At 31.3% G+C, this 22,372-nt stretch carries 16 protein-coding genes and 1 other RNA gene; 11 read left to right on the forward strand and 6 right to left on the reverse strand.

All coding sequences use genetic code 11. The features are described from left to right. Positions 1–74 precede the first annotated feature (74 nt). The 4 genes from D6T69_RS13980 (at position 75) to D6T69_RS13995 (ending at position 10,786) form a co-directional block, all read left to right on the forward strand. Positions 75–6,191 carry an alpha-2-macroglobulin family protein gene (locus tag D6T69_RS13980; protein WP_125068458.1) on the forward strand — a complete coding sequence of 2,039 codons (6,117 nt, stop codon included), beginning with the start codon at positions 75–77 and terminating at the stop codon, positions 6,189–6,191. A 40-nt stretch (positions 6,192–6,231) separates the two neighbouring features. Further along, positions 6,232–6,702, forward strand: coding sequence for a hypothetical protein (locus D6T69_RS13985; RefSeq protein ID WP_125068460.1), 471 nt, complete (start codon positions 6,232–6,234; stop codon positions 6,700–6,702). A 269-nt stretch (positions 6,703–6,971) separates the two neighbouring features. Further along, the gene (locus D6T69_RS13990; protein ID WP_125068462.1) at positions 6,972–9,719 is read left to right on the forward strand and encodes a TonB-dependent receptor; all 2,748 of its coding nucleotides are present in this window, start codon (positions 6,972–6,974) and stop codon (positions 9,717–9,719) included. Positions 9,720–9,721: 2 nt separating this feature from the next. Then, a complete protein-coding gene (locus D6T69_RS13995; RefSeq protein ID WP_125068464.1) occupies positions 9,722–10,786 on the forward strand; it encodes a phytase in 1,065 nt (354 codons plus the stop codon). Positions 10,787–10,854: 68 nt separating this feature from the next. Here the strand turns inward: D6T69_RS13995 and D6T69_RS14000 are convergent, their stop codons facing one another. From D6T69_RS14000 to D6T69_RS14010, 3 genes are all read right to left on the reverse strand, one after another. Continuing rightward, positions 10,855–11,370, reverse strand: coding sequence for a DUF4136 domain-containing protein (locus D6T69_RS14000; protein ID WP_164506732.1), 516 nt, complete (start codon positions 11,368–11,370; stop codon positions 10,855–10,857). 102 nt (positions 11,371–11,472) lie between these two features. Further along, positions 11,473–12,957, reverse strand: coding sequence for a S8 family peptidase (locus D6T69_RS14005; RefSeq protein ID WP_125068469.1), 1,485 nt, complete (start codon positions 12,955–12,957; stop codon positions 11,473–11,475). 171 nt (positions 12,958–13,128) lie between these two features. Next, on the reverse strand, positions 13,129–14,127 hold the full coding sequence (locus tag D6T69_RS14010; RefSeq protein ID WP_125068471.1) for a M28 family peptidase: 999 nt from the start codon (positions 14,125–14,127) through the stop codon (positions 13,129–13,131). Positions 14,128–14,194: 67 nt separating this feature from the next. Between D6T69_RS14010 and kdsA the strand changes: the two genes are divergently transcribed. The 3 genes from kdsA to D6T69_RS14025 are packed head-to-tail and all read left to right on the forward strand — an operon-like array spanning position 14,195 to position 17,011. Further along, a complete protein-coding gene (gene kdsA / locus D6T69_RS14015; RefSeq protein WP_125068473.1) occupies positions 14,195–15,013 on the forward strand; it encodes a 3-deoxy-8-phosphooctulonate synthase in 819 nt (272 codons plus the stop codon). Positions 15,014–15,052: 39 nt separating this feature from the next. Continuing rightward, positions 15,053–16,003, forward strand: coding sequence for a transglutaminase domain-containing protein (locus D6T69_RS14020; RefSeq protein WP_125068475.1), 951 nt, complete (start codon positions 15,053–15,055; stop codon positions 16,001–16,003). A gap of 42 nt (positions 16,004–16,045) precedes the next feature. Beyond that, positions 16,046–17,011 carry a transglutaminase domain-containing protein gene (locus D6T69_RS14025; protein WP_125068477.1) on the forward strand — a complete coding sequence of 322 codons (966 nt, stop codon included), beginning with the start codon at positions 16,046–16,048 and terminating at the stop codon, positions 17,009–17,011. On the opposite strand, the gene D6T69_RS14030 is transcribed toward D6T69_RS14025, so the two are convergent. Genes D6T69_RS14030 through D6T69_RS14040 form a run of 3 tightly spaced genes read right to left on the reverse strand, consistent with a single transcriptional unit; the run spans position 17,004 to position 18,857 of the window. Further along, positions 17,004–17,378 carry a DUF1801 domain-containing protein gene (locus D6T69_RS14030; protein ID WP_125068479.1) on the reverse strand — a complete coding sequence of 125 codons (375 nt, stop codon included), beginning with the start codon at positions 17,376–17,378 and terminating at the stop codon, positions 17,004–17,006. The genes D6T69_RS14025 and D6T69_RS14030 overlap by 8 nt on opposite strands. 8 nt (positions 17,379–17,386) lie before the next feature. Continuing rightward, on the reverse strand, positions 17,387–17,608 hold the full coding sequence (locus D6T69_RS14035; RefSeq protein ID WP_125068481.1) for a DUF3820 family protein: 222 nt from the start codon (positions 17,606–17,608) through the stop codon (positions 17,387–17,389). Between the two features lie 40 nt (positions 17,609–17,648). Beyond that, positions 17,649–18,857 (reverse strand): NAD(P)-dependent oxidoreductase, encoded by a 1,209-nt coding sequence (locus D6T69_RS14040; protein WP_125068484.1) that lies wholly within the window; start codon positions 18,855–18,857, stop codon positions 17,649–17,651. A gap of 230 nt (positions 18,858–19,087) precedes the next feature. Here D6T69_RS14040 and ssrA point away from each other — a divergent pair. The 4 genes from ssrA to D6T69_RS14060 all read left to right on the forward strand — a co-directional run bounded on the left by ssrA (position 19,088) and on the right by D6T69_RS14060 (position 22,260). Beyond that, positions 19,088–19,483, forward strand: a transfer-messenger RNA (tmRNA) gene (ssrA, locus tag D6T69_RS14045). Between the two features lie 155 nt (positions 19,484–19,638). Next, a complete protein-coding gene (locus tag D6T69_RS14050; protein ID WP_125068486.1) occupies positions 19,639–20,595 on the forward strand; it encodes a hypothetical protein in 957 nt (318 codons plus the stop codon). A gap of 62 nt (positions 20,596–20,657) precedes the next feature. Beyond that, complete coding sequence (locus D6T69_RS14055) at positions 20,658–20,966, forward strand: hypothetical protein (RefSeq protein WP_125068488.1); 309 nt, start codon at positions 20,658–20,660, stop codon at positions 20,964–20,966. An 88-nt stretch (positions 20,967–21,054) separates the two neighbouring features. After that, a complete protein-coding gene (locus D6T69_RS14060; RefSeq protein WP_047789884.1) occupies positions 21,055–22,260 on the forward strand; it encodes a primase-helicase family protein in 1,206 nt (401 codons plus the stop codon). Positions 22,261–22,372 lie beyond the last annotated feature (112 nt).

The following is a 22,372-nucleotide window of genomic DNA, read 5'->3' on the forward strand; positions in this document are numbered from 1 at the left end:
ACTTGTAAAAAACTGCTATTTTTAAGTGTTTTTGTTCATATAAATTTACGATTAGCATCAAAAAATATAGATAAATGAAAAGAATAATCCCTATTTTACTAATGATTTTATTTTCAACCTTAGCACACGCCCAAGAAAACTATACCAACCTTTGGGAAAAGGTGCACAAGTTTGAAGCTGAAAACCTACCTAAATCTGCTTTAAAAATAGTAAACACTATTTACGATAAGGCTGAAAAAAGCAACAATGCTCCTCAAATTATAAAATCGTTGTTTTATAAAAGTAAATACGCTCTAACTTTAGAAGAAAATGCACAATTAAAAATTATTGATGAGTTTAAAAAACAAATTAATCAACATAATTTTCCGACAAAAAATGTGCTAGAAAATGTATTGGCTAACTTATACTGGCAATATTTTAATCAAAATAAATGGAAATTTTACAATCGTCCCCAAACACAAGAAAAAGTAGATGGAAATGATTTTAGAACATGGGACTTAAATACGCTGTTTGCAGAAATTCATTGTCACTATCAAAATTCTTTAGAGAATGAATCTGCATTACAAAAAACAGACATTTATACTTTTAAAGATATTATTCAAGCGGAAAAAGACTCTAAAAAATACCGCCCTACTCTATTTGATTTTTTAGCGCACAATGCCTTAGAGTTTTATAAAACCACAGAAACTAATATTACAAAACCTACTTATCAATTTAAAATTGATAACACTTTATACTTAAGTGAAGCTAATAAGTTTTCTGCATTAAACCTCACTACAAAAGATGATTTATCATTGCAGTTTAATGCCTTAAAAATCTATCAAAAACTCATTAACTTTCATTTAAAAAACAAGAATCTTAATGCCCTTGTGGATGCTGACATTCAACGATTACAGTTTGTTAAGCAGCATATAACTTTAAATAACAAACAAGAGTTATTGTTACAAACACTAAAAACATCAGTTAATAATTACAAGAACAATGAAGTTTCTGGATTATATAGTTATGAAATAGCTAGAATTTATAATCAGCAAGCTGGATCTTATAAAACTAAAAAAAACGAAGACTTTCGTTTTAAAAACAAAGAAGCACTTGCTATCTGTAAAAAGGTTATTAAACAATTTTCTAAGAGTTTAGCTGCTGAAAAATGTGAAGCTTTACAACAACAAATCACAGCTACATCACTCAGTATTCTTTCTGAAAAATTTGTACCAATCCTATCTCACTCTAGGTTACTAGTTACTTACAATAATATTGACAAGCTGTACTTCTCTGCTTATAAAATTGATCATAAACAATTAGAAGAGCTTCAAAAAATTCACAAAGAAGAAGAACGCTTTAACTTTATAAAAAAGCTTACAAAAGCTACTTCATGGAATAGTAACTTACGAAATGAAAAAGATTATTTATCACATACAACTGAGGTTGTAGTTCCCGAATTAACTCAAGGAAACTATTTAATCATAGCACACCAGAATGATACTTTTAACTCTGAAGACTTATATGCTACTGCTCATTTAGAAGCAACCAATTTAGTTTTGGTTGAAAACAATAATGATGGTGTAAAAACCTACCAAGTTGTTGATAGAAATACTGGAAAGCCTGTTAAAGACGCTGAATTATTATTACAAAACAAGCAACATAGGTATGGAAAATCGATTCACAAAAAAATAACAACTGATAAAAACGGATTTGCTTCTTTTAAAAGTGATGCTAGTTATGGTAATGTGTATGTTACTGTAACTCACAAAAACGATTCAGCAGTTTTTGGTAACTATTACCTGAATAAACATCAAAAACAAGCCTCTCCAACTACAAATGATAATCATATAAATATTAAGCCTTTTATTTTTACTGATAGAAGCATTTATCGACCAGGACAAACTGTATACTTCAAAACTATTTTCATTCAAGAAACAGAAGACAAATCAACGCCTTTCACCAATGAGTTTGTACAAGTAACATTAAATAATGTTAACGGTGAAGCAGTAAAAATACTAGACCTAAAGCTAAACGAATATGGGTCAGCTTCTGGTGAAATTATACTACCAAATACAGGGTTAACTGGTGAATATTGGTTTTCTATTGATAAAAGTGAAAAACAAGAAAGCAGGTTTTATAAGACTATAGATTTTGATTTTGAGAGAGAAGATTATATCACTCATATTTCAGTTGAAGAATATAAACGTCCTAAGTTTAAAACAGAATTTAAACCTGTAACAAAAACTTATAAGTTACATGACAGCATTACAGTAAACGGATTTGCAAAAGCTTTTGCTGGTTCAACTATCACAGATGCTAAAGTAGTATATCGTGTGCATCGTAAAGTACAATATCCTGTTTGGTGGTACTGGCGTAAACCTCAGTTTACTTCAGAAGCACAAGAAATTACACACGGTGAATTAACAACTGATGCACAAGGTAACTTTTCAATTACTTTCAAAGCTTTACCCGATGAAAGTGTGAACAAAGAAAACTTACCTGTTTTTGAATATGAAGTTACTGCAGATGTAACTGATGTTAATGGAGAAACTCGCTCAGCAACCTCTATTGTAAAAGTTGGGTATCATGCATTACTTGCTACTTTACAAATTCCTTCTACAATACATAAATCGGACAAGGAAACAACAATTGAAATATCAAGTAAAAATTTAAACGGGGAATTTGCACCTGCTAAAGGAAGCATTAAAATATACAAATTACAAGCTCCTAAAAATCCGTTACGTAAAAGACCTTGGGATACTCCAGATTATCAAGATATTTCAGAAAGTGAGTTTAGAAACTTATTTCCTCATGAAGCTTACACTTCGGAAGAACAAAACCCTCAAAATTGGAAAAAAGAAAAATTAGTATTTGAGCAAAATTTCAATACAGAAGAATCTAAAGAAATTACACTTAATAACTATAAAAAATGGGCTTCTGGTAAATACATAACCGTATTAAGTTCTAAAGATAAGTTTGGACAAGATGTTACAGACAAAGTTCTCTTTACAATAATTGATAACAAAGAAAAAAGTGTAACCGACAATCAGTTGTTCACGTATAACACAAATAAAACGACTTACAAACCAAATGACATTGCTGAGTTACAAATTGGTTCTGCTTCAAAAGATGTTACGGTTATAGTTCAAATAGAAAAGAATCATACCATCGTAAACACAGAGCTTATTCATTTAAATAACAAAATCAAAACAATTGAAGTTCCTGTTACTAGACAAGATGTTGGCGGGTTTGTTATCAAATATTACTTTGTGAATTACAATAGTTTTGTAAGTGGAATAATTCCTATTTCTGTTCCAAATGAACAAGATAACATTACTATAGAAACCAATACGTTTAGAGATAAATTACAACCTGGAACTCAAGAAACGTGGAGTTTTACCATTAAAAACGATAAAAACAACAAAGTAGCAGCAGAGATGCTTGCAAGTATGTACGATGCTTCTTTAGATGAATTTAAACCTCATAACTGGGAGTTTTCACCTATCTCTACTTCTACATATTACTCTTATAGCGGTAACGCTAATGCATATCAAAGTTTTGGTAATGAACGTTTCAGAGTTTTTAACAATACTTATCCATCATCTTTTAAAATTCAACGATATGACCAATTGAATTGGTTTGGGTTTTACTTCGGAAGGAATAAAGATATTCTTTTAAGAGGGGCTTCTAGGAGGTTAAAAAATGAAATTTCGAAACCAGAAGCTATTATGGAGGAAGCTGAAATGGAAGATAGTAGTGTTCCTTTTTCTTCTAAAGATGCTTCTTATAGTCCACCTCCTAAAAAAGAATCTAAACAAGAAAAAGTTTCTTTAAATGGAGTTCAAATTCGTAAAAACCTTCAAGAAACTGCCTTTTTCTATCCTCATTTACAAACCGATAAAGAAGGGAATATCACGTTTAGCTTCACCACTCCAGAAGCTTTAACACGATGGAAATTGCAGCTACTAGCACATACAAAAGAATTGCAATCTGCTACCAAGACATTAACTACTGTTACTCAAAAAGAGTTAATGGTAATGCCTAATGCTCCTAGATTCTTAAGAGAGGGAGATCAAATTATATTCAGCTCTAAAATTGCTAATATTTCTGATAAAAACTTAGAAGGTACAGCACAACTTATATTAACCGATGCTATTACCGGAAAAGAAATCAACCTGTTAAACAATTCTTCTAAAAATCAGTCTTTCAGTGTTGATTCTAACGGAAACACGAATGTATTTTGGAACTTATCAATTCCTGATACTTATCAAGCAATTCAATATAAAGTAATTGCCAAGGCAGGAGATTTTTCTGATGGAGAACAAAATGTATTGCCTGTTTTATCAAACAGAATGTTAGTTACAGAAACGCTACCTATGTGGGTTCGTTCAAATCAAACCAAAACATTCACATTAGATAAGCTTAAAAATCAAACTTCGACTACGCTAAGTCACCATAAATTAACGTTAGAAGTTACCTCAAACCCTGCATGGTATGCTGTACAGGCTTTACCCTATTTAATGGAATATCCGTACGAGTGTAGTGAACAAACCTTTGCTCGTTATTATGCGAACACACTCGCTAGTCATATTGCAAATTCAAATCCAAGAATACAAGAGGTGTTCAATACTTGGAAATCTTCAGATGCTTTATTGAGTAACTTAGAAAAGAATCAAGAGTTAAAATCGTTAATTATACAGGAAACTCCTTGGTTACGTGATGCTCAATCAGAGACAGAACAAAAGAAGCGTATTGCTTTGTTATTTGATTTAAACAAAATGAAAAACGAACAACAAAACGCTATTAATAAACTACTGCAAATGCAGTTAAGCAATGGAGGATTCACTTGGTTTAAAGGGAATGATAAACCTAATGTTTATATAACGAATCATATTGCTACTGGTTTTGGACATTTACAAAAATTAGGTATTGATAATAAAGATAATTCTTTACAGAAAATGCTTGTGGACGCTATCCACTTTTTAGATGCTGAAATTGAACATACCTACAAGAAGTTATTAGAAAATGCTGAACGCATTAAAGCTGAAAAAGGTCAAAAAAAATATACCGAGTACTTAAAGAAAAACCATCTAAACTATTTCATTATTCAATATTTATACATGCGTTCTTTTTATACCAATATTGAAATTAACGATACGACAAAAACCGCTTTTGAATATTATAAAAATCAAACAGCAACTTACTGGAAAGAGTTTAGTTTATACGGAAAAGGACAAATTGCCCTAATACAGTTTAGAAATGGTAATACATCAATTACTAATAAAATTTTAAAATCTTTAAGAGAGAACAGTATTACTTCTGATAAAGTAGGAATGTATTGGAAAGAAAACCAACCGAGTTGGTACTGGCACCAAGCCCCTATTGAAACCCAATCATTGTTAATTGAAGCCTTTTCAGAAATTGAAAATGATACTGAGACTATTGATAACCTAAAAATATGGTTACTAAAAAATAAGCAAACCAATCGTTGGAAAACTACCAAAGCAACTACTGAAGCTGTATATGCATTATTATTACGAGGTAGTGATTGGATTTCGGTAACTGATATGGTGGATGTAAAAGTTGGAGAGAAAACAATCAATCCTTCTAAATTAGAAGACACAAAAGTTGAGGCGGGTACCGGTTATTTTAAAACCTCTTGGAATGGTTCTGAAATCACTCCTAATATGAGTACCGTTAGTATTTCTAAAAAAGGAAAAGGTATTGCTTGGGGTGGATTGTATTGGCAGTATTTTGAAGACCTAGATAAAATTACTTCTGCTAAAACTCCTTTACAATTAAATAAAAAACTATTTAAAAAAGTAAATACTAATACAGGTAAACAACTTCAAGAAATTACAGAAAATACGCAATTAAATGTAGGAGATTTAATGACTGTTAGAATTGAACTTCGCTCTGATAGAGATATAGAATTTGTGCACATGAAAGACATGAGAGCAAGTGGAGTTGAACCTATTAACGTATTATCACAATACAAATGGCAAGATGGTTTAGGGTATTATGAAAGTACAAAAGATGCTGCAACAAATTTCTTTTTCGATCGTTTACCTAAAGGAGTATATGTATTTGAGTATGATGTACGTGTAAATAATGCAGGTAACTTTAGTAACGGAATCACAACTATTCAAAGTATGTATGCCCCTGAGTTTACTAGCCATTCAAAAGGAAAAAGATTACTAATTAAATAAAATAACTATCTTAGCAATACATAACATTAAATTAAAAATTATGAAAAAAATCTTTTTATTTATCGGATTTTTAACCCTTTCGTTTTTTACAGCAAATGCCCAAGAAATTTCTGACAACGCTATTGGTCTTCGTTTAGGAGACAATGATGGTTTTGGTGGTGAAATTTCTTACCAACGCAGGTTAAGTGACAACAACCGTTTAGAAATTGACTTAGGTTTAAGAAATGGTAAAAATTATGATGGATTTAAGGCTACTGCTTTATACCAATGGGTATGGCAATTAGAAAACCGCTTTAACTGGTATGCAGGTGCTGGTGGAGGTTTAGGTCACTGGAACATCGATAATGCAGGTTCTGATACTTTTATCTTTGCTGCTGGTGTTGTTGGTATTGAATATAACTTTGATATCCCTTTAATCTTATCTTTAGATTATAGACCAGAAATTGGCTTCGGCGACACATACGATGGATTTAACTCTGACTTTGGTTTAGGTATCCGTTACCAATTCTAAAAAACGTTAGACTACATATTATAACAAAAGCCTCCAAATTAATTTGGAGGCTTTTTTGTTTGAAAACTTCTAAAGTTAAATATCAAATGTTTTTATAAAGTAACTTTTGTATTAAATAAAGAATACTTAAACATTATAAAAACCTCAACTAATTAACATATAATCAACCTTATGTATAAGTTTTAATAATTTTTTACTAACAAAATTGAAATCTGGTTGCTAGTTATCATAAATAATTTCGCCGTGGATAATTCACTAAAGATTTCAAAATGAAAAAATTAATTTTAATTACCTTATGCTTGGTAAGTGTTTTAGGATACTCACAAAGCAAATCTGGTTTAAAAGGGAGGGTTTTAGACGAAACTAATCAACCTTTACCTGGAGCTACGATTAGCATTCCTTCTTTACAAGTTGGATTTTCTACCGACTTTAATGGAAACTACGAACTTTTAAACATTCCTGTAGGAAATTACGAGGTTCAAATATCATTCTTAGGTTATCAAACCTTAACAGAAACCATTACGCTAACAAACAACATTAAATCTAAAAACTTTTCTCTAACACCTAAAATAGATAGATTAGACGAAGTTGTTATTAAAGGAAGTATTGGAAAAGGGCAAGCTAAAGCCTTAAATCAACAAAAAAACAAAGAGAATATAACTAATATTATTTCTGCTGATCAAGTAGGAAAGTTTCCTGATGCCAATATTGGTGATGCTTTAAAACGTGTTCCTGGTATTTCTATGCAAAACGACCAAGGAGAAGCTAGAGATATTGTTATCCGTGGGTTAGCCCCTCAATTAAACTCTGTAACCTTAAACGGTGACAGAATTCCATCTGCTGAAGGAGATAACCGTAGAGTTCAAATGGACTTAATTCCTTCAGACATGATTCAAACCATTGAGGTTAACAAAGCAGTAACTCCTGATATGGAAGGAGACGCTATTGGTGGCTCTGTTAATTTAGTTACACGCTCTGCTCCTACTACTTTTAGAGCTTTTGTTGCTGGTTCTTACGGACAAAATCCTGTAAGAAATACGCCTAACTATAATGTTTCTGCATTAGTTGCTAACAGAGCTTTTAAAGACAAACTAGGCTATGTAATCAATGCTTCATATAACTCTAACGATTATGGTTCAGATAATGTTGAGTTTGAATGGGAAAAAGAAAATAACAAAACATACATTGGTGAACACGATATTAGACGTTACGATGTAAAAAGAAATAGAATGAGTGTTTCCGCCAACTTAGACTGGACACCTGACAACAACAATACGCTTTTCTTTAAGTCAATGTACAATCAGAGAAACGACTATGAAAACCGTTATAGAGTGCGTTTTAGAAAAATAGACGAACCAGATGCTACAGGATTATCAAAAGCTGAAGTACGTCGTCAAACTAAAGGAGGTATCAACAATGATACGAATGACAACACACGTTTAGAGCGCCAAAGCACTTATAATATATCTGTAGGTGGAGAACACATTATTTTCGGAAACATTAAACTAAACTGGAAAACAGGAACTGCCAAAGCCAAAGAAGAACGTCCAGACGAACGTTATATTAGTTTTGAGAATGATGACATTGAAGTTATGCAAGACTTCTCGCGAACAAACTTCCCTGTATTACGACCAACAAACAATGACTTTAATGATCCTTCAACTTTTGATTACAAAGAAGTAACCCAACAACAAGGATTTACACAAGAACGTAAAATCAGTTCTAATTTTGATGTTTTGGCTCCTATCAATGCTACAGGAGCTTACAAAAACTCTTTAAAATTTGGTTTTAAGTACAAGTACAAAGAAAAAGTAAGAGACAATAGCTTTTATGAGTATGATTTAGAAGATCAATTTCCAACCATGAACACTACCACTACTAATGACTATACTATTAATGGTTATTTAGCAGGTAACGATTATAAATCAGGGCTTTTCGTTTCAAAAGAATTTTTAGGAAATTTAAACCTAACAGGTGGTGAACTTGTGCTTGATGAGTTTGTTCCTGAAAACTACGATGCTAATGAAAACATTTATGCAGCATACGGAATGTTACAACAAAACTTAGGTAACAACTTTTCTTTTATTGCTGGGGTAAGAGTTGAAAAAACAACAATAGATTATAATGGTTTTGCTATTGATGTTGAAACAGCTGATGATTTAAGTGATGTAACTAAAACATCAGGAACTCGAAACTATACCAACTGGTTACCTAATTTACAAGCAAAATACAATATTGATAAAAATACTATTGTTAGAGCTGCTTGGACAAATACAATTGCTAGACCTAACTATTACGATTTAGTACCTTATAGAAACATTAATAGTGATGATATTGAAGCTGAGTATGGAAACCCTAATTTAGATCCTACTGAAGCGATGAACTTTGATTTAATGTTTGAACACTATTTTAGCAATGTCGGAATTATATCTGCCGGAGTTTTTTACAAAGATTTAGATAAATTTATTTACAATTCAGTTACTGAAGAACCAATTACCGTTGGGGGGGTTACAGAAACCTATGATGTTACACGACCTTTTAACGGAGGTACTGCTGAAATTTATGGTTTTGAAGTGGCTTTACAACGTAAGTTAAACTTCTTACCCGGTTTCTTAAGAAACTTAACAGTGTATGGTAACTATACCTATACAGACTCTAAAACAGATGGTATTGCTGACAGAGAAGATGGGTTACCTTTGGCTGGTGCTGTTAAAAACATGTTTAACGGATCGTTGGCCTATGAAAGTTCTAAACTATCAATTAGAGCCTCTTTAAACTTTGCTGATGATTATATTTTTGAATACGGAGATGATGCTTTTACAGATGTATTTTATGACGAACAATTGTTTGTAGACCTAAATGCTTCTTACCGTATTACTAAAAACTTACAAATCTTTGCTGAAGCAAAAAACTTAACCAATCAAGAATTACGCTTTTATCAAGGAGCAAAGCATCAAACAATGCAAGCTGAGTTTTATAACTATAACTGGAATGCTGGTTTAAAATACAATTTTTAAGAATGAATAATGTATACAAAATAACACTTACTTGCCTTATTTTAAGCGCTTGTAAAGTTGAAAAAATAGTCCATCAAAACCCGCAAGCAAAACCAGTAGTAGCTTTAGTTGCTGATGCTGAAACAGACCCCGTAACTTCTTTTGACGATGCTGCTGATGACCCGTGTGTGTGGATAAATCCCGCTGATGTAACAAAATCAACCATAATTGGTACAAACAAAAAAGAAGGTTTAGAAGTTTATAATTTAGAAGGTAAACGCTTGTATTCTTATAAAATAGGACGTGTAAACAATGTTGATATTCGCGATGGGTTTTCACTAAACGGAAAAGAAGTTTCAGTAGTTACCGCTAGTAATAGAACCTACAATACTATTTCTATACTAACTGTAAAACCTACAGGTGAACTAGAAGATGCTGCTGCAAGAAAAATAACTTCTAACTTAAAAGAAGTATACGGTTTAGGGATGTACAAGAGCCCTAAAACTAACAAATTTTATGTTTTTATGGTTGGTAAAAAAGGCGGTGTTGAACAATGGGAATTGTTTGAAAACAACACTCAAATTGATGCCGAGTTAGTCCGTGAATTTTCATTAGGAAGTCAAGGAGAAGGTATTGTTGCCGATGATGTACATGCCAAAGTATATATTGGAGAAGAGAACAAAGCCTTATGGAAATATGATGCAGAACCCAATGCTGAAAACAACCGTGTAAAGGTTATCAGTACCAAAGACTTGAATATGAAAGATGATTTTGAAGGTGTTACCTTATACGATGCTGGAAACGGAAAAGGATACATTATTTTATCCTCACAAGGAAATAACAGTTATGCTGTTTTCGATAGAGTTAGCAATCAATACCTAGGAAGTTTTTCATTAAAAGACGGTGCTATTGACGGTACCTACGATACGGACGGAATTGATGTAACCTCTGTTAATTTTGGCGCGAAATATCCTAAAGGATTCTTTATTGCGCAAGATGGTGCTAATACCCAAGATAAAGACAGTTTACATCAAAATTTTAAAATCATTGATTGGCAAAAAATTTCTAAAAGTCTACATTTAGATTAGTCAAATTAGTGTGTTTGTTATGTAATTTAAAAGCCTTTTGGTAAAACCAAGAGGCTTTTTTAAATATCTTATTTCGGCGGATAATTATTAATCACTTTACCAATTACTTTTTGAAAATGTAATTTCTTTTGTTCTGGAGTAGCTTTTTCTCTTATTTCACTAGTAGCAATTCCTTGCCATATTAACTGGTTGTCTTTACTTTCAACAAAATCAATGGTTAACTGCTGGTTTATTTTTCTACTTTCAATAGGAATACCTCCTGAAATTCCAAATCCAACATTTCTTCCACCACTTCCTAAGCCAACACCTATCGTATTTCTGTTAAGAGATTCTCTTTCCTCAGCTAAAATATTAATATACATATCTGGGTTTTCAGTTAACTGCATCCCTTTGGCTTCCAAAGCAGTCGTTATTTCATAAGTGACTCTTTTTACATCCAACTCATTTAAACCTTTACCTGCATCTTCAAAAAAATTAAAAGTCTTATACTGACTGAAATCTGTTTGACTATCGTAATCATATACTACTTTAGAAGAGGCACAACCAATAATAACTAACAGAAAAAAATATTTGTAATACTTCATATATAAATTCTTTACCATATAATTAATCAAAAACTATACCTTATAAAAATACAAAAAGCCTCGTTTACACGAGACTTTTTTCTAAGGTTAATTAGTTGATTTTTATTGAACTGCTTTTAACGCATCAATATTTCCATACCCAAACTCTGAATGTTTGTTTGGATAAAAATCAGCAGACTCTTTCATTTTTTGTAAAACTTGTTCTCTTGACCAAGTCGGGTGCTTAGCCCATACTAGAGCAGCAATACCTGCTGTGGTAGCTGTAGCTACAGACGATCCTCCAACATAATTTGTTTGACCATCGTAATAACTCAACACAGGAATTTTATTATCCGTTCCGTTAGTACGTTGCATTTGTACCGTAAAATCAATTTGCGATCCTGTATGACATACATCACACTTACTATATTGTCCTTCTTTAACACCTGTTACCGCAACAGTTTCAGACATACTTGCTGGAAAAATTACTCCATACCAAGTAGTAAACGAAGTAGACGTTCCTCCGGCAGCTAAGATCATTTTTCCTTTGCTATGTGCATATTTTATTGCATCTGAAACATTCCCTATACTAAACGGATATCCTAACGACATTGATATTACTTTCACGTCACTTCTGTTTGCCAAAGCTGTTAACGCCTCAACAATTCCTCTTTTTTCATGATAATCGTCAATAACTACATTCTCAACGGCTCTGTAAGTTACCAAATTAGCATTGTAAGCAACCCCTACAGGTAAGTTATCATTATTTCTTGGTGCTGTAGCTATAGCAGCCATCTTAGTCCCATGACCACACTTATCATTAACTCCGTCATAATTGTTTGACCATGCCCACCAAGAATCTACAAAAGTCCCATACTTTTGAACTGTTCTTCCTGATGAATATCCATCGTTAAAATATTGGTTCATCCATCGTTGTTCTGGTGATAATCCTGAGTCTACTATCGCTACAGTTACTCCTGCTCCAGTACTGTAATTCCATGCTTGTGGAATTTGATGAGCATCAAAAGACCAAGGTACTTTCGCCCCAGGTACCACAGTACGATAATCGTTTGTATTTAAAGTAGCGGTTCCGTAACCACACCCTGAAGAACCAGATGAATCTGATTTAGCTTGTGCAGTTGACTCTAAAAAACTATATCCTCCTGGTTCTATATAACGAACTCTGCTATCTTTTAATAAGACATTTATTGTTTCCTTGTTGGTAACTTTAATGTCTAATACATTAATATTTTCGTTTACATATAGTTCCGTTTCTCCTTTTGCTGAAGTAGGTTCAAAGCTCCTTACTAAGGCTAGTAACTCATTTTTAATATTAGTACTTTCTTCACTCCTAGCATAATTGTTTTTTGAAGTACCATAACCAATTGTTAAGATATTTTCTCCATGATTTACTGCACTCCATATAGTATGAGCATCTTGTGACATCCATTTGAAATCTCCAGTTTTTTGTAAAGATTCCTTAATTTTTGAATTGATTTCTTTTTTGGTAAGTAAATCTTGATCTTGTTTTATGTCTAATGCTTCATCATTATTAGAACATGAGATCATAGTTAAAACAACTGTTAGGCTTAAAAGTATTTTTTTCATTTTCGAAGGGGTTTAAATTAAAACTTTTCGAATATAGTAAAATTTTAATATAACTTTAACACTTTAAACAATTTAAAATATATATAATTAACGTTTTATTAAAAACACAACACCCAATCCCAATAAAAAAGGAGCTCATGGCTCCTTCTTTACTTTAAGTTTTCAATATGTTTACTCCATCTTTACTCTAGTAGGTGTGTCTTTTCCTTCAATAATACTTTGAGTTCCTCTAGCAACTGCTTTAACAGTTTCTGTTAATACAGTCATATTTAAGGTTTCAGCTTCATCTGTTACTTTATGATAATCCGCATCGATATCAATCGGAGTGGTTGAAAATGTATGGGACGGTACCCCTAAACGAGCTAATGAAGCATTGTCTGATCGTAAGAACAATTGAAATTTAGGGTACGGATCTGGAAACAACTTATATCCTGAACCTTCCAAATTCTTCTGAATTATTTTACCAAAATCTGATTTATCAAAACCAGTTAACCATGCCGTTTTTGGTCCTGTTTTAGGTTGCTTTCCAATTAACTCTAAATTAATTCCTGCTACAAATTTACTAGCATCAATTCCTTTTCCAAAGTATTCAGAACCTACTAATCCCATTTCTTCAGCAGTAAAACATACAAACAAAATACTACGCTCATTGTTTCCTTTTTTAGCATAATATTCAGCTAATGATAATACACCAGTAACACCAGAAGCATCATCATTCGCTCCATTAAAAATTCTATCACCTTCTCCATCTTTCTTTACACCTAAATGATCATGATGTGCAGATACAATAACAAACTCATCTTTTTTAGACTTTCCTTCTAACAAGCCTATAATATTGCTCATTTTAATACCCTTGTATTCAAAATTTTGACGATACGTAGTTAATGTGTCAAAAGTTTTTAACCCAATTCTTTTGTATTCATTTTCTATATACTGAGTTGCTTTTTTCATTCCCTCAGTTCCTGGTTTTCTACCTTCCATTTCATCTGAAGCAAGTGTATATAAGTGTTTTCTTACTAAAGTAGAATCAATTAATACTTCTTTACTTTCTTCTTTCTGAGTTACCTCAACAGTATTCACAGCAACTTCGTTACTAGTCTTTTTAGTTTGCTTGCACGACAGTAAAACTGATATACTTACAAGTGCTAATGGATATAAAACTTTTTTCATTCTTTATTTATTTAAAAGCCTAAATATAGCCAATTTAATTTCTTAATTTTGTTGAAAATTTTTAAGGATGACTTTAACTGATATTCCAAACATAAAACATACTGATTCAAACAACTTTTTCTTACTAGCTGGTCCTTGTGCTATTGAAGGAGAAGATATGGCAATGCGAATTGCTGAAAAGGCAATTACCATTACTGATAAATTAGAAATTCCTTATGTATTTAAAGGGAGTTTTAAAAAAGCGAATCGTAGTAGAATTGATAGTTTTACAGGAATTGGAGATGAAAAAGCCCTTAAAATTTTACGTAAAGTTTCTGAAACTTTTAATGTTCCTACTGTAACAGATATTCATGAAGTTTCTGATGCTAAAAAGGCAGCTCAATATGTAGATGTATTACAAATTCCTGCTTTCTTAGTTCGTCAAACCGATTTAGTAGTTGCTGCTGCAAAAACTGGTAAAGTTGTGAATTTGAAAAAAGGACAATTTATGAGTCCTGAAGCTATGCAGCATGCTGTAAAAAAAGTTCATGATGCGGGAAACCCAAAAGCGTGGATAACTGATAGGGGTACTATGTTCGGATACCAAGATATGATTGTTGATTTCCGTGGAATTCCTACTATGCGTGAATATGCTCCTACGGTATTGGATGTTACCCACTCCTTGCAACAACCAAACCAATCAAGCGGTGTTACCGGTGGGCGTCCTGATATGATTGAAACTATTGCTCGTGCTGGTGTAGTAAATAATGTTGATGGTTTATTTATCGAAACACATTTTGATCCTGCTAATGCTAAAAGTGATGGTGCTAATATGTTACATCTTGATTATTTAGAAGGTTTGTTAACCAACTTGGTTAGCATTAGAAAAACCATTAATAATTTATAGGCACAATTTTTGTTTCATACAATTGTTTTTAATTCATATATGAAACAACTTCTTTTTTTATTCTTTCTAGCTACTACTATCGTAAGTGCACAAGACTTTTCTTTAATTGAAGAGAAAGTAAATAGTTACCCTAAATTTAGTAAAGTAGAACGTCTAGCTCAGCAGATAGCAAGCGACTTTAAAACTAACGAACAACAAGTACAAGCTGCTTTTTATTGGCTTAGTAATAATATACGATATGATTTGGATGCATATTATCGTCCAAAAAACAAACGAATTTCTTTTAGATACAGGAATGAGCAAGAAAAGTTAGAGAAATTACAAGCTATAAAGGATAAAATTGTAAATGAAACCTTATTAACTCAAAAAGCTATTTGTGAGGGGTATGCGCAAACTTTTTCGAAAATATGCTCTATACTCCAAATTGAAAATGAAGTTATAAAAGGATATATCAGAAATTCATCAAATGATATAGCAAATCCTAAAATCAATTCCAATCATGCTTGGAACGCTGTTAAACTGAATGGTAAATGGATTTATATTGATGTCACCTGGGCAGCTGGAGTTGTAAATAATAACAGATGGCAACCTTTATTTAATTCTTATTATTATAACATTCCTAAAGAAAAGTACTTTAGAACACATTTTCCAGAAAAAACACTTTGGCAGTTAAGAGTTGGTAGAATAGATAAAAAAGACTTTTACAATCAGCCAATTTACGATGCTTCTTTTTTAAAATCTGACCTAGAACTAATTTCACCTTTAAAAGGGATATTAGACAAAAACGCTACTATTGAACTAAAAATTAAAAACATACACCCTAATCAATCAATTTTCCTAGGCTATAGTGGATATCGATATGCTGTAAAACCAGATAAAATATCTACTAAAAATAATATTACTACAGTTACAACAACTCCACTTGACAATAGCAAACAGTTATTTTTAATTATAGATAAAGAGGTTATGCTTGAATTTTTGATTCAATAATTATTTTTCACCTTTATTGTTTATATTGCAATAAATTGATTCATGAAAAAAACTTTATCTTTTCTTCTTTTACTTCTTTTCTTTAGTAATATTTCATTTTCTCAAGACTTAACTAAGGTTGATAAAATCATGTATTCTTATAATGGGATAACTTCTATCAAGGAACTATCTGAAAGAATAGATTATGATTTTAAAACTGATATAGAAAAAGTAAGGGCTATTTATACATGGATTGCTCTAAATATTGAGTATGATTATTTTCCTTCTAAACTATTAAAATCTCCTGAACTTTTTGTTTTTAACAATGATGGTGATTTAAAAAGAATAAAACAAAGAAAAATAAGGCAGGCGGCACAAAAAACATTTAAGACAAAAAAAGGGGTTTGCATAGGTTTTGCCTATCTCTTCCATAATATTTGTAACCTAATTAATATTAAAAGTGAATTAATTTATGGTTATACAAGAACTTCTGCTGATAGAATTGGGATAATTCCTGAGGAAAAAAATCATGTATGGAATGCCGTCAAAATAAATAATGAATGGATTCTAATGGATGTTACTTTTGGTTCTGGGTACTTATATAAAAATGTATGGCAAAGACATCTTAACTTAGAGTATTTTAATGTAAAAAGAAGTAAACTTAGGCTAACTCATTTTCCGGCTGATATTAAATGGCATACATTTTTAAACCAAAAACCTTTAAAAGAATTCTGTTATGCTCCTCTATACAAAAAAGGCTTTCAAAAAAACAAACTAGAAGTTTTAGCTCCTAAATCAGGTAAGATTGTTACAAGTAATAATAACAGAATTCATATAAAACTAAAAAAGACAGATAAAATAAAAGATGTAAAATATTTATTTTCTAGCAACTACAAAATACATAATGCACAGATTATTAACAAAGAAGCTTTCTCTTCAATTTATCTTAAACCTCCTAAAAAAAATACAACCTTACATATATATGTAAATAATGAACTATCATTAGAATATAAAGTTAAAGTTAATTAGCTTTCCTCCAAAAACTTTTATGATTGTGTTTTGAAACTTCCTCAATCACTTGTAGTAGTATTTCTTCATTAATTTCTTCTACTGAAGTATAACGAAGTGATTTTACCACCGTTCTCCCTTCTGAAACTAAAAAAGCATCAAAATCCTGTAAAATACCTTTTGCCCAAAAACCAACATCTACAAATCCTTTTTTATGGGATGCATTAATGTAGCACAACTGCTTACCATTCATATAATATACTGGTATTTTCCACTTATACTTTAGCTCTAAATTCTGAAAATTACTTTCTATTAATACTTGTAGATGCAGTAAAATAGACTTGAATGGTTCGGGTTGTTTGAGTATGTATTCTTCGGCTGGTTTCATCCCCAAATTTAAGAAACTTGGCGAATTTTCCTCAAAATATCTTCTAGTCCATTTAACTTTAACTCGTAAACTAGTTCTAACATGGTGCCCAACTTACCTTTAGGGAAGCCTTTATTTTTATACCAAACAATATAATATTCAGGAATTTCAATTAAATACGTTCCTTTATATTTACCAAAAGGCATTTTCATGTTTGCTGTGTCGATTAAAAACTGTTTGTCTGGTATCATCTTAAATAAAAAATCCCGCCGAAGCGGGAGTTATTAAATGTTATTCTTTTCCGTCTACGTAATCCTGCAAATATGCATAACGTTCGGTTAATTTACCAGTATTTGTTGTCATTTTTGCACGAGCTAAAATTCCGTCTTTATCATCATTATAAAATGCCGGAATTACATGCTCTAAAAACATTTCTCCAAAACCTTCACTAGCATCTTTTGGTAACTCACAAGGTAAATTGTCTACTGCCATTACCGTGATGGCTTTTTCGTCTTTAAAATCAATTTCTGATTCTGTTTCTGGGTTGTAGCCGTAAATAGGATCTGCAATTGTTGACGCACGAAGTGTTGTCGCTACTGGTCCATCAATATCACATGAAATATCTGCTACATACTTTATTCTAAACTCAGGGTGTTTTACATCTTCACGTGTAAATAAATACGGAGCTCCATCTCCATAAAAATGACCCGCTATAAAGAAATCAGTTTGTTTCGCATACGCCATAAAATTACTTTCGTAACCTGTTGGATCTTTATAAAATTCAAACTTATCACCTACTTTACCATCTTTTCGTTTTGCATACTCCATAACATCGGCTATACAATATACAGGTTCAGTAAACTCACTTGTTAAATATAAAGCATCGCTTACTTGCTTAATTTGTAAATGTTCTAAAATTTCTTGGGCTCCTTTAGCTACTTTTCCTGTTCCTGTTAGTAAAATTTTGATATTTGGTAAAGTAATTTTATCCAATTCAGCTTTTACAGCATCTAGATCGGGTAACGTTTCTACTTTGGGTAAATTGAACAATCCTTCACGTATGCCTAAGGCTCTAAAGCCATTGTAAGCTCCAACCAAACCAGCATAACGACCAAAACCAATTAAACGGGCTCCATTTTCTTTTACGATAGTTTCATGATCGAACATTTCAATGTTTTTCTCTAACATCGCTTTTAACAACTTTCGATTGTACGGTTGCTTCTTAATAGTATGACTGAAGAAAAAGTATTTTTTATTTGGAATTAAATTGTCAATAGGAACTTCTTTTACTCCTAATAACACATCACAATCAGAAACATCATTGGTTACTTCAAAACCTGCTTTTGTGTAAGCCTCATCAGAAAAAACTCGGATATCAGAACTTTCCACTACTATTTCTGCTTGAGGAAACTGTTCTTTAAACTCTTGCAATTTTTCTGGAGAAAACACAACTCTTCTATCAGGTGGATTTTTACGTTCTTTAATAATTCCGAATTTCATAATTGATCTTTGTATTAAAATTAAACAATTTTACATATAATGTTATAGTTTATAACAATTGCAGCGAAAATACTTGTTTTAAAATGATTGTACAAGTAGTATTTTTTTATATTTGCATCCTCTTGTTTCAGCAGTATTGTTTTATATTGCTGCCAAACGAAATTGCATAGAATTACAAAGATTATCTGGTATATTTTTTGCAAGGATACTTCTAGCATCTTTGACATATTGGGGACGACTGGTTTTGACAGCAAGATTAGTGAAAATGTAAGCATACCGAGGAGTGAAATGACAACTCGTTAAACTTATTTCAAACATTTAAACGGCGAAGATAACTACGCTTTAGCTGCTTAATCTGAATTAATAGTAAGATAGAGCCTCGGCACACAAGGTGCGCAAGCTAAATGTCCACGAAAAGCCTTGGTTTACGGCGTTTCACTTTTGGGCATCGTAAAAGTAAACATAGAGAACTTAGAACTTCGATAGGTTTTCGAAACTAAAGAAGATAAGTTAAGATTGGACAGTTTTTGGTCAGGTCTTAATCGAAAATTAAACAAAAACTAAGTATGTAGAAAGCCTTTGAGCTACTTGTTTGGACCCGAGTTCGATTCTCGGCGTCTCCACTATTAACCCTTACAAACCCAGTGTTTGTAAGGGTTTTTATTTTGAGTTGATAATCGCGTTGATAATTCAAACTTCCTTATTGTCAAAACTTTAATTTGCTGTTCCTTACCAAAGTTAATATTTTTATACTTATTAAGCACTTATAAGACATAAAATTATGACAAATTATTACGTACCTCTTTTTTTGTTATTCATAGGAGTATATTTAATTCAAATAGGTATCTTTTCAAAACGGTACACAGAAAAACTTGCACCATATTTTTGGAATGGAAAAATTAACTGGGATCCTAATGTAGATAGATTAAAACTATTATTATCTCTTGCTTTTTTAATTACTCCAGGCACTTTAATGAAATCTTTCATTAAGTTCAACTCTAATAATGCTATTTTTAATTATTCTGTCTTCCTAATAATTATATCATTAATATTGTTTCTTATCTGGTTTGATATTAAAAAGATTGCTCCTTTTACCCTGGCAAAAAAGATTATTAAAGGTAAAACAGAAGATCTAAATATTAAATTAAATGAGTTATTTAAAAAGTTTGAAGGGTTAAGTTCTGAAGTAAGTCATATAGAAAAAACTACAATTAACATTCAAAAAAAAGCATTTCTAACGAAATCAGATATTGAAGATTTAAAGAACAGTTTTGATTCTTTCAAAAAGAGCTCCGAACAATTTGATAACGACATCAAGAAAGAGATTTCAATAATTAAGAAAAATTTGGAACCTAAGAAAAGGAACTCAATAACGATAGAGAGAAGAAAGGAAGCTATTAAAAAAAAGTTTGAAATTTTCAAAAAAGAACTTGAAGTTTTTTCAAATTTTGACAGCGAAAATAATTTAATTCTTTTTAACAGTTATGACATTTATGAAGTAACATCATATCAAATTTTATTAGTATTTTTTCAAGATTATTATAACATTCCTAAAAAAAATACTAGAGAAATTATATATCGTTTATTTAATGATTACTTTTCTATATCGGCTAAAAATGGCTTGAACTCAGGAAATTGGGATTATTTTAAAAACAATCATCTTAGTGATGTACAAAACTTCACACTTTATAGCGATTTAATCCTAAATCATAATAAATTTCACTCAGATTCTGAGTAATCGGAGTTTAAATCATATTCAACAATCTAATTTTGAAGTATTAAACATTAAAATTCAATTTTATGTATACTTCAAATTCTAAATACAAAAGCCATCCTTATGAGGATGTTTTAGTTTCTTTAAATGAGTTAAAAAAAACAGTTAATTCTTTAGTATCATCTATTAAAAAAGAAGATCACATTAATAAGTACTACACCAGAAAGGAAGTTTCAATCCTAACAAAATCTTCTATACAAACAATAGATAATTATATTGATAAAGGCTGGATTAAAGTAGAGCAATTTGGCCCTAAGAAAAAACTAATCCACCACTACCAAATTTTCAATGAAGATCAAACATTGAAAAACTTCAAATACAAAAGAAAAGCGTAATGGCTCTCATCCATTACGCTTTAAATATTTTCTAAAACAGTATTAACTACCGTATAGGACAAATATACGGTTAATTCTTAAACAAATTATGGAAGAAATACCATACTTAAGAATTGGTACGTCTTATTTTAAAATTGTTCAAGTACCAACGATTAATAATCAATTCAATGAGATCCTCATTAAATGGGATAGAAATACCATTATTCAAGATCACAACAGAAATTATTTAACCAAAATCCCCAAATACGATGGAAGCATATGCTTTCCTAATCACATTAATTTCTCAAAGACAATACATGGTTTTTACAATACATACTCCCCTCTTAAACATCTTCCAAAAACAGGAAGTTTTAATAATACAATAACTTTTTTCAAACACATATTTGGTAAACAGTTAGATCTTGGGCTTGACTATTTTAAGCTATTATATGAAAACCCAACACAAACACTTCCTGTATTATGCCTTGTAAGCAAAGAGCGTTCAACAGGTAAAAGCTCATTCTTAAAATACTTAAAAGAAGTCTTTGGTCATAATATGAGTTATCTCGATAGTCATTCTTTAAACAGTAACTTTAATTTAGATTGGGGCAATAAACTAATATTAGGTTTAGACGAAGCCTTTTTTCAAAAAGAAGAAATCACTGAAAAAATTAAGTACCTCTCAACTTCAAATAAAAACAAAATAGAAGCTAAAGGAAAAGAGAGATTTGAAGTAGACTTTTTTGGAAAGTTTATTATGTGTAGTAATAAAGAAGATTCCTTCATTAAAATTGATGCAGACGAAATCCGATTTTGGATAATTAAGGTTCCAAAAATAAAAACTGAAGACGTTAATTTTTTAGACAAATTAATAGATGAAATTCCCGCTTTTCTAGATTTCACTTTAAAAAGAAAGTTTGCCAGTGAAAGAAAAACTAGAATGTGGTTTACTGCTAAACAAATATACACTCCTGCTCTAAAAAAACTTGTGAATAATAATAGAAACAGAGTTGAAAAAGAGTTGGCTCAACTACTAATCAGTGTAATCGAAAAACACGACTTAGATTCTGTTGAATTTGTTCCAATGGATTTATTAAATGGATTAAATAAAACGAGAGTAAAAACTGATCAAACTCAATTAAGATCCTTACTAAAAAAAGACTGGAAATTAACCAATCAAAAAAACTCACTTCAATATCGAAGATTTACAATTTTAAGTGACGGTGAAATTGTTTTAACAGAATCGAAAGGAAGGTACTTTTCTGTAAAAAAAGATTTTTTACAGAAAAATTTTGATGAAACGATGACAGACTAACTTTTATTCATCTATAAGTCAGTAAAGACAAAGGATACAGGCTGTCATCATTTTGTCATCACTTTGTCATCATTTTCAAAAGTGATGACAAAATAAAATCAAAAGTGATGAA

Source organism: Tenacibaculum singaporense (assembly GCF_003867015.1).
Taxonomy (GTDB): Bacteria; Bacteroidota; Bacteroidia; order Flavobacteriales; family Flavobacteriaceae; genus Polaribacter; species Polaribacter singaporensis.